Origin of the sequence: Actinomyces sp. HPA0247, from assembly GCA_000411415.1 — a bacterium.
Lineage (GTDB): Bacteria > Actinomycetota > Actinomycetes > Actinomycetales > Actinomycetaceae > Pauljensenia.
Map to the genome: position 1 here is coordinate 308265 of KE150452.1, position 14955 is coordinate 323219.

A 14955-nucleotide genomic window follows, 5' to 3' on the forward strand; every position below is an offset into this window, starting at 1 on the left:
AGTACCAGGTGCCGCCAATCGCGTTCCAACCGCTCACCATCGCACCCGAACCACTGAGGTAGTACCACGTGCCACCCTGGTTGAGCCAGCCAGTCATCATAGCACCGGAGGCATCCAGGTAGTACCACCGGCCATCGACCGCGGTCCAGCCCGTACGCATCACACCGCTCTGCGGATCCAGGAAGTACCAGGTACCCGAGACGTTTGCCCATCCGCGCACCTGGGCACCCGAGGGCGCGAAGTACTCCCACGCTCCCCCACGATCAAACCATCCGGTGACCATGTATCCACTGCCGTTAAAGCGATATGTTGCGCCATCGATGTCACGCTTCTCATCACGGGCGTAGGATCCGTTGTCCAGGTCGTACCACCAGCCAACGGAATCCATCTTCCACGACGGCTTCGGCGCGGGAGCGGGCGTAGGTGTGGGCGCGGGTTCGGGGTTCGGTGTGGGCTCCGCCGTCGGCTCAGCCGTGGGTTCGGGCGTTGGCGCGGGCTCTGCCGTGGGCTCTGCCACCGGGGCCTCGGTACTAACACCGACGGGTTCACCATCGTGGCTCGACGCAACGGGGACGGCGTAAGCAGGAGCCAAGGGGCCGACAACGAGCGCGGCAGCACCCAGGGCAACCATCGCATTCCTGCGCATATTGATGGGTCGCAATTCTTATTCCTCTCTGAATAAAAGGTAACGGGCGATGAGGTTCCGTCGGTGGAACGGTCTCACTCGGCCGACGAATGCATATTAGTTTCTCAGCATTCCTTTACTGACTATACACAGGAAAAGACGACTCACAAAATAAGACTCCACCCTCGCCTACAGCTGCACCGAACCGACACAAATGAGCATGCAAAAGCCCCGCCGATGAGCGAACTCACCGGCGGGGCCTCAGATCAAGGTGTCAGCGCTTGGCGCGGCGCGACGCGACGACGGCGCCGATACCGGCGACCAGGACAGCGACCGCTCCAACGCCAACCCACACGCCCGATGCACCGGTGGCAGCCAGCGTGTTGCGACGCGTCTGTTCCGGAGTCTGGGCGCCGGGTGCAGGAGTCTGACCGCCATCAACCGAGGGGTTCTGCGGAGCAGGCGCCTGGGTCGTGGGGTTCTGCGGGGCAGGGGTCTGACCGCCATCAACCAAGGGGTTCTGCGGGGCAGGCGCCTGGGTCGCATAAACCGAAGGGTTCTGCGGAGCAGGCGCCTGGGTCGTGGGGTTCTGCGGGGCAGGGGTCTGACCGCCATCAACCAAGGGGTTCTGCGGGGCAGGCGCCTGGGTCGTGGGGTTCTGCGGGGCAGGGGTCTGACCGTCACCAACCGAGGGGTTCTGCGGGGCAGGGGTCTGACCGCCATCAACCGAGGGGTTCTGCGGAGCAGGGGCCTGAGTGCCGGGGGCAGGGGTCTGACCGTCACCAACGGAAGGGTTCTGCGGAGCCGGAGTCTGCTCGCCGGTATCAATACGCGGATTCGCACTTCCCTGGTCAACGCTCTGCGAGGGGGCAGGGTCCGAGGGGCTCACAGAGAGCGTCGTGCAGCGCGTGAGAGCGTCACGATACTCGGCAGCAGTCAGGTAGCGGCCAGCCTGATCCCCGGACTTCACGGTGACACCGCCGTCCTTCTCCGGGTGCACGGACGTCTGCGCAGCGATGGAGTCGGCAACACGGTCAAGCTCTACGTCAATCTCAGCAAGGCTGGCAGCGGGCTTCTCGTCGGCCACGGACGCGAGGTACTCATCGAGTGCACTCTGAGCAGCATTCACAGATGCCTGCGCATCAATGACGGCCTGCTGATTGTCAGTCGTCGAGCCAGTTGCGGACGGAGCGGGCGTTGAGGGCGCCGCAGATCCGGACTTGGCGGGCAGCGTCGACACATCGACCGGCAGAGCGACACCGGGCAGGGCACCAACCTTGTTCTGCCAGGAGTTAGCACGCTGCGCATCGCCGCCACCGGCCAGACCGGAGACATAGTTCGTGTTGTCGGAGTTGAAGGCACCGCCATCGAAACCGTAGGCCGAGGCAGTGTCACCCGTCGTGTGGAAGCGGGAGACATCCGGAGACCCACCGGTGATTGCGTAGAACTTCTGGGTGCCGTAAATGCGGGTGAACTGACCGTGCTTGGCGATATGAACACCAACACCCACGACGTTGTTCTGAGCGAGCATGTTCTTATCGTGGCCGGAGGAGTTCTTCCACTGGTCGAACAGGGCGTCAGCAGCCTGCATCGGGTTCTTGGTGGTACCGTAGGCTCCCCACTTGTCTCCGAAGTTCTCGCGGTGGTTGTAGGCAATATTCTCACCGGCGTAGGTCGTGTCGCCGCCATCGAGCTTGCCCGCACCGAAGTACTTGTAATCGGGGTCATGATTGAAGTCGTCCGTGTCGGACATGTGCTGGCTCCACGAGCGCGCATCCGCGGTCACGGTATCGGAGACGACCAGTTCGGGCAGTCCCGCGTTCGCACGGTAGGCATTCATCTTCTGAACGATGAGGGCTTCGATGATACGCGCCTGCGTAGCGTCATCAACCTGCGACCAGTCCACCCAGTCGAGGCCACGATCAGTCGTTGCGGGCGCAGAGACCGCAGCATTACCAGCCGAGGCACCGGACTGAGCCGCTGCCTGCTGAGCAGCATCGAGGGCTGCCTGAGCGTCTGCCAGAGCCGCGCGGAGCTCAGCTTCACGCGCAGGATCGGCGGTGGGAGTGGAGGAATTTCCAGCGGCCGCAGCGGCGTAGCTGGCGAGCAAGGGATTGTATTCAGCGGTGATGCGCCCCTGAGCCCCGGACAGGGAGTTGCAGAACGCATCCTCTGAAGTGTTCGCACCCTCAGCCAGTGTGGGGATGACGACGAGGGATGCTGCGATTGTCGTGGCGGCGAGGACCACCGAGGTATGGGTGCGAGTGAGCTGGAACGACATTGGCTACCGGCCTAACACTATGAGACAAAGACGGGTAAATCTTTCCACGCGGTACGCAGTATTTCAAGGTTTTTTCAGTAATTCATTACAGGCAAATGCACCGATTTGCAACGTTTTATAGGTTTGACAGATTTTGAACATCCCATATGTCGATACCAAAACGTTATTTTTATGCGCCAGTCCCTGACCAATGAGTAACGGATGCCCAACTAACGGATGGACGACGCGCGCCATGAACGGCCACCGAGTGCCGGCACAACAAACAAACGACCCGTCCAGAGACAACAAAAAACCGACACTCACAAGCTGAGTGTCGGAATTTTTTGTGGAGCTAGGGGGATTCGAACCCCCGACCTCTTCCATGCCATGGAAGCGCGCTACCAACTGCGCCATAGCCCCGTTATTTAGTTCGTCGCCCTGGCGACCTGATAAATAATAGCGGACCCTCAAACGTTTACGCAAATCCAATTCAATGCCCCTCGTCACAATGTAGAGAAATCGTTGATTCTCTGCGGCAACGAGGGGCCCGAGCACCGTTATGCTCCCAGAATGTCCTCGCGTGAGCCGATGTTATGGGAGGCGAGTCGCCACCCGCTGACCGCCGCACTCTTGGACGTCGACATTCCCACGGGCACGAGCTCCGACCAGTGGCAGTTGTCCACGCCGCGCAGTCCGTTGAAGACGGCGGGATCCAATCCCAGGAGGGACACGATGCCACGCGCGATCGCAGAACCGTGCGAGACCACGATCAACGACTGGTCGTCCCGACATGCGCGAGCAGCCTCCAGGACAGCGTCACGCACGCGCGCGCCCACGACTTCGGAGCGTTCTATCTCAGCGAGGTCACACTCCCCGTCTGCCCGATACTGCGCAAAGGCCTCGGGCTGCTCTCGGGCAATCTCCTCGTAGGTTTTTCCCTCGAAGCTCCCGTAGGAACGTTCCGTGAGCCGATCATCGAGTTCCGGCCCCTCGCACGGGTACCCAGCGATATCGAAAACGCGCGCGACGATCCGCGCGGTATCGACCGCGCGCCCCAGGGGTGAGCTCACAATGCGCACTCCCCCATCGTCGTAGCTGCGCCCGTCCTCGGCGGCAAACATGCCCACCTCGGCACTCGGTTCGCACAGGCGACTGACGAGTACGCCGGCCGCGCCCGCCGCTTGGGATCGCCCGGCCTCGTTCAGCGGCTTATCGATGCGTCCCTGAAATCGCCGCGCCAGGTTGAAATCCGTCTGTCCATGACGCAGCAGGACAATCCGCGATGCACTCACTGGGCAGACCCCGCCCCGTGCGTTGCCGCACGCTCCGCAGCGGCAGCGCGAGCCTCATCGGTATCGACATCGATCGGTGTGGCCGGGCAGTCACCCCATAGCCGCTCAAGCGCGTAGTACTCGCGTTCCTCCTCCGACAGCACGTGCACGAGCAGCTCCGAATAGTCCAGGAGCACCCAGGTGCCCTCTGCACGACCCTCGATATGTGCCGGACGGCGGTGGTGCTCAACCCAGATGCGGTCCATGATGTCCTCGGCGATGGCGCGCACCTGGCGGTCCGTCGGAGCCGAGACGACCACGAAAGCGTCCGCCAGGGCGAGCTTGCTGGTCACGTCAACGAGGACCGGGTTGATACCACCTCGGTCGTGCGCGGCACGAGCAACAAGGCTCGCCAGTGTAGCTGTAGCGTCAGGAAGGCTCACGTTTCTCCTTGGGTCAGGACCGGTACAGGCCGTACTTGTTGATGTATTGGACGACACCGTCAGGCACCAGGTACCACACCGGCTTGCCCTGCGCGACACGCGTGCGGCAGTCGGTCGACGAGATCGCCATGGCGGGCACCTCGAGCAGCGACACGGACTCGTGCGGCAGGCCGGGATCGGACAGGTTGTGCCCGGGGCGGGTCACACCGATAAAGTGCGCCTGCTCGAAGAGCTTATCGGCATCCTTCCACTGCGCGATCTGCGCCAGCGCGTCAGCTCCCGTAATGAAGTAGAAGTCAGAGTCAGGGTACTCACGAGACAGATCCGCCAGGGTATCGATCGTGTAGGTCGTACCCCCACGGTCAATATCAACACGAGACACGGCGAAACGCGGATTCGAAGCGGTTGCGATCACCGTCATCAGGTAGCGATGCTCGGCCGAGGTCACCCGACGCCCCGCTTTAAAGGGCTGCATGGCGGCCGGTACAAACACGACCTGGTCGAGGCCGAACACGTCCATCACCTCAGACGCGGCCACGAGGTGGCCGTGGTGGATCGGATCGAAGGTACCGCCCATAATGCCGATAGCACGGCGTCTGCGCAGCGCACGCGGCGGGTGCGGAGGCAGGGCCGGTGCCGCGGTCGCCCCCGCTGTGGCCTCGGTCGTCTTCTCGATTCCGACCTCCTCCGAGGCTGGCGCGGTCTGCTTGTCCTGCTCGCTCACGGGCGGATCGTTCCCTCTCCCTCGTAAATCCACGTGGTGGTTGTCAGCTCGGTGAGCCCCATCGGACCGCGCGCATGCAGCTTCTGCGTCGAGATACCAACCTCGGCCCCCAGGCCCAGCTGCCCACCGTCCGTAAAGCGCGTCGAGGCGTTCACCGCGATAGCGGCGGCATCAACACCCGAACGGAACGCCCGTACAGCGGCAACATCCGAGGCCACAATACCTTCCGTATGACCGGTGGAGTACCGACGAATGTGCTCAATCGCCTCATCGATGTCATCGACGACGCGCACCGCGAGGTCCATCGACAGGTATTCCGTCTCCCAGTCGGCCTGCGTCGCATCGACGATCATGTGCGCGTCGATGGAAGGCTGGCCGTCGACGATAGCCCGCGTGGCCTCGTCGGCGTGAATCGTGACGCCCGCAGTCGTCAGACGCGTGATCGCCGCGACCAGGAAGCGCTGGGCGACATCGGCATGGACCAGGAGTGTCTCTGCCGCGTTGCACACGCCCACGCGCTGCGTCTTCGCGTTCATGATGATGGCCTCGGCGGCCTCCAGGTCGGCAGAAGCATCAACGTAGATATGGCAGTTGCCGGTGCCGGTCTCGATCACCGGAACGCGCGACTCCTCGACGACAGCATTGATGAGCCCAGATCCGCCGCGCGGAATCAAAGCATCGATCGCGCCGCGCGCACGCATCATCGCGCGAGCACCCTCGCGTCCCCACGGGTCCACGGTCGTAATCGCGTCAGCAGGAAGCCCCACGGAAGCCAACGCGTCACGGCATACCTCGATGAGGACACGGTTGGAGGACTGGGCGGCACTGCCGCCACGCAGGATCACCGCGTTACCGGCCTTGAGCGCCAGGGTTGCAGCGTCAATGGTGACGTTGGGACGGGCCTCGTAGATGATGCCAACGACGCCCAGAGGCACACGCTCCTGCGTGACGCGCAGACCGATATCCGTGCGCATACCGCGAACGACTTGACCGACCGGGTCAGGAAGACCCGCAATCTCCCGGACAGCATCGGCGATGCCCCGGATGCGCTCGGGTGTCAAAGCGAGGCGATCCAGCAGGCCCTCGCTCATCTGCTCCGCGCGACCGCGGGCTACATCCTCGGCATTAGCAGCCAGGATCTGGTCGCTGCGTTCGATGAGCGCAGCAGCAATCGCCTCGAGAGCGCGGTTCTTCGCCTGTGTGGTCACATTCGCGAGAACGCGAGCAGCCGCGCGGGCGGCATCCGTCACCTGGGAAATATCTGCAGCAGTATTCACTCGGCCATGATGACACACGTCAGCCCGTGGGGCCGCGTCAGTCAGCACTGAGGGCAGAAAATGCGTCACCCAACACCGCCAAATCATCGCGGTGAATCGCAGGTCTCGGATGCTCGTGCCCCGCAGCCTCCAGCTCTGCCGTCCCCGAGCCGGCTATCTGCGCCAAGGTATCGGAGTCGTATCCTGACACGCCGCGAGCAACAAGCCCCGTCGGAGATGCCACGTCCACGACATCGCCGGCGTCAAAGTGGCCGAGCACGGAACACACACCCGCAACCAACAGAGACTTCTTGCCAACCGTAATCGCCTGCGCGGCACCCTCATCAACGATGACTTCGCCGCGCGACGGTGCCACGTGGGCGATCCAGAGGCGGCGCGAGGCCGGACGCTCCTGGGACGGTTCAAACCACGTTCCCACGCGCTGGCCTGCCAGCACCGCCTCGAGGGCATCAGCGCTGGCAAGCTGGACACCGATACCACTCGTCGTTGCGAGCATCGCAGCCTGCACCTTTGTGGCCATGCCTCCTGTACCCACGCGCGATCCTGCACCGGTCACGAGCACGCTCATCAGGTCATCGGCGCTGGCCACACGCGTGATCAGCTCCGACCCCGGGTGATCTGGCGGAGCCGTATAAAGACCGTCGACATCCGTGAGCAGAACGAGAGCATCAGCCTTAATCATCTGCGCAATGAGGGCAGCGAGGCGATCATTGTCGCCGAAGCGCAGCTCTCGGGTGGTCACCGCATCATTCTCATTCAGAATCGGAACGACACCGAGGCCGAGGAGGCGCGTCAGCGAGGCACGCACGTTCGTGTAGTGGTCACGGCGCATGACGTCGTCCGTGGTCAGCAGCACCTGGGCGGCATCGAGGTGATGTGCCTGGAAAGCGGCTGTCCACCGTGCCATCAGGAGCCCCTGCCCCATCGCCGCCGCGGCCTGCACGCTCGGCAGGTCCTTCGGCTTGGAGGTGAAGCCGAGCGGATCAAGCCCGGCAGCGACCGCACCCGACGACACGATGACGACCTCCCGGTCTGCCCCGCGCCAGCGCGCAACAAGGCGCGCGACAGAGTCGATCCGATTGAGATCCAGACCGCCATCTTCTCGCGTCAGTGACGACGAGCCGATCTTGACGACGATGCGAGAAGCCGCAGACACTCCGCTCATGACTGATCCGAGGCGTCGGTCCAGTGGCCGGCCTGACGCTCCGTCCACAGCTCGTCACGGGCTGCGCTCTTCGCATCCATGACCTGGTGGTACACCTCGCGACGTTCCTTGCGGCTCGGACGCGCGTTCTGATCCAGACGTAGGTCGGTGCCGCGCGAACCCAGCAGCTCCGGTCCGGTTGTGAGGGTCGGCTCCCAGTCGAAGACGACGCCTCCGTCCAGGTCGCCGATCACGACGGTGTCGCCGGCGACCGCGCCGGCCTTCATCAGCTCGTCCTCGACGCCCGCGGCGTTCAGGCGATCCGCCAGGTAGCCCACGGCCTCGTCGTTGGCAAAGTCGGTCTGGCGCACCCAACGCTCCGGCTTATCGCCACGCACCTGGAAGACGTCCTCGCCATCCTTGCGGGTCTTGCGCACCGTGATCTCCACGCTGCGCCCGACGGCCTTCGGCCGGATGACGGGACGGGCAGCCTCAAGAGCGGGACGCTTCGCGCGCTCCTCCTCAACGATGCCGGCCAGAGCAAAAGACAGCGCCTTGAGTCCCTCGTGGGACACGGCAGACACCTCGAAGACGGGCCAGCCGAAAGACTCCAGATCCGGACGCGTAATCTCAGCGAGATCGCGACCATCCGGAATGTCGATCTTGTTGAGAACGATGACGCGCGGACGCTGCATGATCGGCACGTAGCCCTCCACCTGCGTCAGGTCACCCTCGTACGCCTCCAGCTCGGCCTCGATAATGCGCAGATCCTCGACGGGCTCGCGATCAGTCTCAAAAGCAGCGGTGTCCAGGACATGCACGATGACCGCGCAGCGCTCAATGTGGCGCAGAAAGTCCAGGCCAAGGCCTCGTCCCTGCGATGCACCGGGAATCAGGCCGGGAACGTCAGCGACCGTGTAACGCGTGTCGCCAGCCGACACGACGCCCAGGTTCGGGACCAGCGTCGTGAACGGATAATCCGCGATCTTCGGACGCGCCGAACTCATCGCAGCGATCAGTGAGGACTTACCCGCCGACGGGAAGCCCACGAGAGCCACGTCCGCGACAGACTTCAGCTCGAGAATCACGTCCCGTTCCTCGCCGGGCTCGCCGAGCAGCGCGAAGCCGGGGGCCTTACGTGCCTTCGACGCTAGCGCAGCGTTTCCGAGACCACCGCGCCCTCCCTCGGCCACCACAAAGCGGGCGCCCGCACCCGTCAGGTCGGCGAGCAACTCACCCGACATCGACTTCACGACCGTGCCCTCGGGGACCGGAAGGATAATGTCCGCTCCGGTCTTGCCCTGACGGAAATCACCCATTCCGGGCGTACCGTTATCCGCGCGGCGATGCGGGCTTCGGTGGTAGTTCAGCAGCGTGGTCTCCTGCTCGCTCACCTCCAGGATGACCGAGCCGCCATTTCCACCATCTCCGCCGTCGGGGCCAGCCAGCGGCTTGAACTTTTCACGCTTAATCGAGGCAACGCCGTTACCACCGTTACCACCCATCGCGTGCAGAGTCACGCGATCCACGAAGTCTGCCACTGTTGCTCCTGACGACTGAAATAAATGTTGAAAAGGGCGCCCGGCAACGCCGGACGCCCTTTATGCGCGCGGTCTCAGGCAGAGACCGGCGAAACGCTGACGACCTTGCGATCGCGCTTGCGGCCGAACTCAACCGCACCGGCGCGCAGGGCGAACAGGGTGTCATCCTTGCCACGGCCAACGCCGTCGCCAGGGTGGAAGTGGGTGCCGCGCTGACGGACGATGATCTCACCAGCGTTGACCAGCTGGCCGCCGTAGCGCTTCACGCCGAGGCGCTGCGCGTTCGAGTCGCGACCGTTACGGGAGGAACCAAGGCCCTTCTTATGTGCCATCAGTTGCTACTTTCTGCTCGTGGGAACGTCGGGTTCAGGCGATCTCGGTGATCTTGACGACCGACATCTTCTGACGGTGTCCCTGGCGCTTGCGGTAGCCCGACTTGTTCTTGTACTTAATGATGGAAATCTTGGGGCCCTTGGCCGAGTCAACAACCTCAGCCTTGACGGAAACCTTGCCCAGCTTGGCTGCGTCAACGGTGATGGCGTCGCCATCCACCAGCATCAGCGGCTGGAGCTCGATGCTCGAACCGATTTCTTCTGCCAGCTTGTCGACGACGACGACGTCACCGACGGACACCTTTTCCTGCCGGCCGCCAGCCTTGACGATCGCGTAGACCACGTTGGAGCTCATCTCTTCTCGTATTCGTAACCGGAATCGCGCCTCGAAACTGCCGAGGACTTGTCTCATTGTCATGATTCCGTTGGCACTTGTTGCGCCGACGATCAAATTTAGCCGATTCACACGCCGGATTGCAAGCCGGCACGGTCACGGGCGGGTGTGAAGTGCTGTGCGATTCCACACCCTGCGCTCGGGGGAGGGATGATCGGCCCCCTCCCCCGGCGCATATGTGTTATCCGGCGTCGACGATACCCGTCGAGGCAGCGCGACGACGACGCTTGACGCGGGGCTGATCGCTCGCCTCCGGAAGCGCGATGTCATCGGTCGAACGAACCGGGGTGGCCGGGGCGCTGGCCTCGGCACGCGCAGGCAGGTCGACGACGATAGGTGCTGGGGCCGCATCGGGCTCGACGACACCGGTCGAGACAGCAGCTCGACGCCTGCGCGTCTTACGCGGTGCTGCGGGCTCCTGCGCGCGAGTCTCCTCAACGACCGTCGCAGCCGCCGACGCGTTGGCCGGCGTGTTGTCTGCCTGCGGCTCGGAAACCACCGCATGTTCCTCGGGAACCGCCGTCTGCGCCGTCGCGCGGCGACGCGTCTTCGCCGGCGCGGGGGCCTCGGTCGGCTCGCTTGACGTTGCCGTCACCGCCTTGCGGGACGTACGGCGTCGGGTAGCCGGAGCCTTCTCTCGATGCTCAGGCATTTGGATCTCCGACGCGTCCTTCACGGGCGCTGCCGGTTCGCTGGAACGCTCGACCGGCTCAGGCAGCTCGATATGCACAGGCAGGTCGGGCAGCGGAGCAGATTCGGCGACGCGGCGGCGACGACGAGGACGCTTGATGCCTGCCTCCTCGGCTTGTGCAACGAGCGGCTTGGGCACGATGGACTCAGCCGCAGCCTCGACGTCCGCTTCGGTCGACGCCTCCTGCCCGGCCGTCGATGCCTCGGGCTCGTGAACCTCAGCGGTAGCGGTACGCGAACGACGCTTCTTCGCAGGAGTGCTTTCCTCGGTCGAGCTCTCCTCTTCCTTGCGCGTGGACGCTGCGGCGATTGCACTCAGCGCTTCCTTGGCGCGCTCATGATCGGCATTGTCCTCAATACGGCGCGGCTCAGCCTTCTTCTGCTGCTTCTTCGACCCCTTCGAACCCTTCGAGGACTGCTCAACCCCGGAGGTCTCCACCGGGTGATGATGAACGATGAAGCCGCGGCCTTCGCAGGCCTCACACGGGGAGGAGAAGGCCTCGACAAGGCCCTCACCCACACGCTTACGGGTCATCTGCACGAGACCCAGCGACGTAATCTCCGTGACCTGGTGGCGCGTACGATCGCGTCCCAGGCACTCCACCAGGCGGCGGAGCACGAGGTCACGGTTGGATTCGAGGACCATATCAACGAAGTCGATGATGACGATGCCACCAATGTCGCGCAGACGCAGCTGGCGCACTATCTCTTCAGCCGCCTCGAGGTTGTTACGGGTCACCGTTTCCTCAAGCGTGCCACCGGCACCGATGAACTTGCCGGTGTTGACATCGATGACGGTCATCGCCTCGGTGCGGTCGATGATGAGGGTGCCGCCCGAGGGCAGCCACACCTTGCGATCCATGCCCTTGGCGAGCTGCTCGTCGATGCGGTGCGCATGGAAGACATCCTCCGTACCCACCCACTGCTCAACGCGGTCGGACAACTCAGGGCTGAGCTCGTCGACGTATTCCTTGACGGTCGCGTAGGTGTCGCGGCCCTCGATGACGAGCTTCGAGAAGTCCTCATTGAAGATGTCGCGCACGACGCGCACGGCCAGCTCGGGCTCGCCGCGCAGCAGCGTCGGGGCACTCTTCGTGTTGGTGCGCTTCTTCTCAATGTCCTCCCACTGACGGGTCAGGCGCGCAACATCGTCGCGAATCTGCTCCTCCGTCGCACCTTCCGCAGCGGTGCGCACGATGACGCCCGATCCCGAGGGAACGACAGACTTGAGGATCTTCTTCAGGCGAGCACGCTCCTTATCCGGGAGCTTGCGGGAGATGCCCATCATGGAACCGCCGGGAATGAGTACCAGGTAGCGGCCAGCCAGCGTGATCTGGGAGGTCAGACGCGCACCCTTGTGTCCGATCGGATCCTTCGTCACCTGAACGAGGACGGGGTCGCCCGACTTCAGAGCCGCCTCGATACGACGAGGCTTGCCTTCCATACCGACGGCATCCCAGTTCACCTCGCCCGCGTAGAGGACTGCGTTGCGCCCGCGGCCCACATCCACGAACGCGGCCTCCATCGAGGGGAGGACATTCTGCACCCGACCCAGGTAGATATTGCCGACCATCGAAGACTGCGTACGACGCGCGACGTAGTGCTCGACGAGCAGCCCGTCTTCGAGGATGGCGATCTGGTCGAGGCCATCCTGGTCACGGATAACCATCGTGCGTTCGACCGACTCGCGGCGCGCGAGGAACTCCGATTCGGAGATGGAGTGGCGACGGCGGCCTTCGCGGCGACCTTCGCGACGACGCATCTTCTTCGCCTCCAGGCGCGTGGATCCCTTCAGAGCCTGGACCTGGTCCGCGGGATCGCCGCCTTCCTCGGAGGCCGATGAGGACGAACGGGCGCGGCGACGACGGCGACGGCGAGTGGAGGAATCTTCCTCATCCGTCGACTCCGCGTCCTGAGCGGGGACGGCGGCCCCCTCAGTATCTTCTGGCGCAGGGGCCGAGGCCTCGTCCGCCTTCTTCGAGCGACGGCGGCGACGGGTCTTGGGCTCAGCCTGCGTATCCTCAGGCTGCGTCTCAGCGGTAGGAGCCTCGGACGCGTCTGCCTCAGCCCCTTCCGCGACTTTCTTGGAACGACGACGACGCTTGGGGGTTGCCTCTTCGCGAGGAGCTGACTCTTCGTCTGATGCCGCGGACTTGCGGCGACGCTTGGGTTCGGGCTCGTCGACAATTGCGGGAGGGGCAACCTCGGGGGCTGCCTGGAAAACGGGGGCCTGGAACAGCAGCGAGGCGGCGGGCGCCACGGGGGTCGATTCGGTTGTCACGATTCTCCAATGGTGGGCGCGCGCCCCGTGCCTGGACGCACCCTTTTTCATCGCCCTCACGGGGCGGAAACCTAGTGGAGCGCAGTTGCGCAGCGGCCGGCGGCAATAAATACGTCATCGCTCGGCTCTCGTCGCGAGGGCACTCCCGCGACATCCATTCACCCCTATTGTCGCACAATACGACGCCCTATTAATGGCAGGGTGACCAGAACAACGCGAGCATCCTGACAATCTCACGGATAAACCCATAAAAAATAATCGGACACATATGTCACAAAACCGCCTCGGAACCAGCATTTCAACCGAGCTTCGAGACACTTTTAGGCTACATTTAAATCAACCCGTGACATAGGTCCTAGGATCCGCCGCCACGGGACATTCGACCCTGATCCCAACACGAGAAGGTCCCATCATGACCCTCGCGCAAACAGCGCTCGACGCGGTCACCGTCGGACGATGGCAGTTCGGTATTACGACCGTCTACCACTTCGTCCTCGTGCCGCTGACGATCGGCCTGTCCCTGCTGGTTGCCATCATGCAGACCGCGTGGCACCGCACCGGCAAGGAATACTGGCTGCAAGCAACCCGTTTCTTTGGCAAGCTCCTCCTCATCAACTTCGCCCTCGGCGTCGCCACCGGCATCGTGCAGGAGTTCCAGTTCGGTATGAACTGGTCCGAATACTCCCGCTTCGTTGGCGACATCTTCGGCGCTCCCCTGGCCGTTGAGGCACTCCTCGCCTTCTTCCTCGAGTCCACCTTCCTGGGCCTGTGGATCTTCGGCTGGGGCCGCCTCTCCAAGCGCATGCACCTGCTGACAATCTGGTGCGTCGCCCTGGGCACCATGTTCTCCGCGGCCTGGATCCTCGCAGCCAACGCCTGGATGCAGCACCCCGTCGGCGCCCGCTTCAACCCCGAGACCGGCCGCGCCGAACTCGATGGTGTGAGCGGCTTCCTGGAGCTGATCACCTCGGGTGTGTACCTGAGCGAGTACGCCCACGTCATTACCTCCGCATGGCTGGTCGCCGGCTCCTTCGTCGCTGGCATCTCCATCTGGTGGATGGTGCGCACCGCGCGCGAAGGTTCTGACGAGGCCATGGCTCAGTCGCGCAACATCTGGCGTCCGATCGCCCGCTTCGGTCTGACCGCAGTCCTCGTCGGCGGCCTTGGCACCGCTGCCTCCGGCCACATCCAGGGCCAGGAGATGGTGGAGGTCCAGCCGATGAAGATGGCAGCTGCCGAGGGCATCTGCGTCGACACCGACGGCGCAGCATTCACTGTCGCCCAGTTCGGCTCCTGCCCCCTCGGGGAGGATGGCACGCAGCCGACCCAGTTCATCAAGGTTCCTGGCGTCGCCTCCTTCATGTCACACAACTCCTTCACCGCCACGTCTGAGGGCGTCGCAGACGTCCAGGCTCGCATGGTGGAGCTGCTCAACTCCGACCCGAACTTCACCGCCAAGTACGGCGATGCCTCGCAGTACGACTTCCGTCCGCCGCAGATGGTGACCTTCTGGTCCTTCCGCTTCATGATCGGCCTGGGCATGGTGGCCTTCCTGCTGGCAGCGTGGGGCCTGTGGGCCACGCGCGGCGGGCGCACTTCGTCCAACAAGTGGCTGAGCACCCTCGCCCTGGTCAACCTGCCTCTGCCGTTCGCGGCTGCCTCTTTCGGCTGGATCTTCACCGAGATGGGTCGTCAGCCGTGGGTTGTTGTCCCGAACCAGCAGGCACTGGCAATGGCTTCTGACCTGGGCTCCGTCAACATGATGACCGAGACGGGTATTTCCCCCAACGTTCCGGCTGGCCAGATGCTCGCCACTGTCATCCTGTTCACGCTCCTGTACGGCGTCCTCGGCGTCATGTGGTACATCCTCATGAAGCGCTACGCCGTCGAGGGCATTCACTCGCCCAAGGCCGACAAGGCTGAGGACGAAGCTCCCACCGACCTGTCCTTCGGCTACTGAGAGGAACACCGAT

The 14955-nt window shown here is 63.8% G+C and carries 11 protein-coding genes, 1 tRNA gene and 1 pseudogene; 1 reads left to right on the forward strand and 12 read right to left on the reverse strand.

Annotated elements, in window-relative coordinates:
• The 12 genes and pseudogenes from HMPREF1478_RS10740 to HMPREF1478_RS09485 form a co-directional block, all read right to left on the reverse strand.
• Positions 1-661 (reverse strand): annotated as a pseudogene (locus HMPREF1478_RS10740) (N-acetylmuramoyl-L-alanine amidase family protein); the annotation flags it as partial.
• A gap of 238 nt (positions 662-899) precedes the next feature.
• Positions 900-2906 carry a CAP domain-containing protein gene (locus HMPREF1478_RS09435; protein WP_016461845.1) on the reverse strand — a complete coding sequence of 669 codons (2007 nt, stop codon included), beginning with the start codon at positions 2904-2906 and terminating at the stop codon, positions 900-902.
• A 326-nt stretch (positions 2907-3232) separates the two neighbouring features.
• A tRNA-Ala gene (locus tag HMPREF1478_RS09440) sits at positions 3233-3305 on the reverse strand.
• Positions 3306-3442: 137 nt separating this feature from the next.
• Positions 3443-4177 (reverse strand): histidine phosphatase family protein, encoded by a 735-nt coding sequence (locus HMPREF1478_RS09445; protein WP_016461846.1) that lies wholly within the window; start codon positions 4175-4177, stop codon positions 3443-3445.
• On the reverse strand, positions 4174-4599 hold the full coding sequence (rsfS, locus tag HMPREF1478_RS09450; RefSeq protein ID WP_016461847.1) for a ribosome silencing factor: 426 nt from the start codon (positions 4597-4599) through the stop codon (positions 4174-4176). The genes HMPREF1478_RS09445 and rsfS overlap by 4 nt, the downstream gene beginning before the upstream one ends.
• Before the next feature lie 13 nt (positions 4600-4612).
• Positions 4613-5323, reverse strand: a complete 711-nt coding sequence (gene nadD / locus HMPREF1478_RS09455; RefSeq protein ID WP_016461848.1) for a nicotinate-nucleotide adenylyltransferase — start codon at positions 5321-5323, stop codon at positions 4613-4615.
• Positions 5320-6600, reverse strand: coding sequence for a glutamate-5-semialdehyde dehydrogenase (locus tag HMPREF1478_RS09460; RefSeq protein ID WP_016461849.1), 1281 nt, complete (start codon positions 6598-6600; stop codon positions 5320-5322). Before HMPREF1478_RS09460 ends, nadD begins: the two co-directional genes overlap by 4 nt.
• 37 nt (positions 6601-6637) lie before the next feature.
• Positions 6638-7765: a glutamate 5-kinase gene (proB, locus tag HMPREF1478_RS09465; protein WP_016461850.1), complete on the reverse strand. Its 1128-nt coding sequence runs from the start codon at positions 7763-7765 to the stop codon at positions 6638-6640.
• Positions 7762-9285 (reverse strand): GTPase ObgE, encoded by a 1524-nt coding sequence (gene obgE / locus HMPREF1478_RS09470; protein ID WP_016461851.1) that lies wholly within the window; start codon positions 9283-9285, stop codon positions 7762-7764. Before obgE ends, proB begins: the two co-directional genes overlap by 4 nt.
• A 74-nt stretch (positions 9286-9359) precedes the next feature.
• Positions 9360-9617: a 50S ribosomal protein L27 gene (gene rpmA, locus HMPREF1478_RS09475; protein ID WP_016461852.1), complete on the reverse strand. Its 258-nt coding sequence runs from the start codon at positions 9615-9617 to the stop codon at positions 9360-9362.
• A gap of 34 nt (positions 9618-9651) precedes the next feature.
• Entirely contained in the window at positions 9652-9972 is a 321-nt protein-coding gene (gene rplU, locus HMPREF1478_RS09480; protein WP_003796298.1) for a 50S ribosomal protein L21, read from the reverse strand.
• 220 nt (positions 9973-10192) lie between these two features.
• Positions 10193-13033 (reverse strand): Rne/Rng family ribonuclease, encoded by a 2841-nt coding sequence (locus HMPREF1478_RS09485; RefSeq protein WP_034475630.1) that lies wholly within the window; start codon positions 13031-13033, stop codon positions 10193-10195.
• Between the two features lie 361 nt (positions 13034-13394).
• On the opposite strand from HMPREF1478_RS09485, the gene HMPREF1478_RS09490 reads away from it, so the two are divergent.
• Positions 13395-14942: a cytochrome ubiquinol oxidase subunit I gene (locus tag HMPREF1478_RS09490; protein ID WP_016461854.1), complete on the forward strand. Its 1548-nt coding sequence runs from the start codon at positions 13395-13397 to the stop codon at positions 14940-14942.
• Positions 14943-14955: the final 13 nt, after the last annotated feature.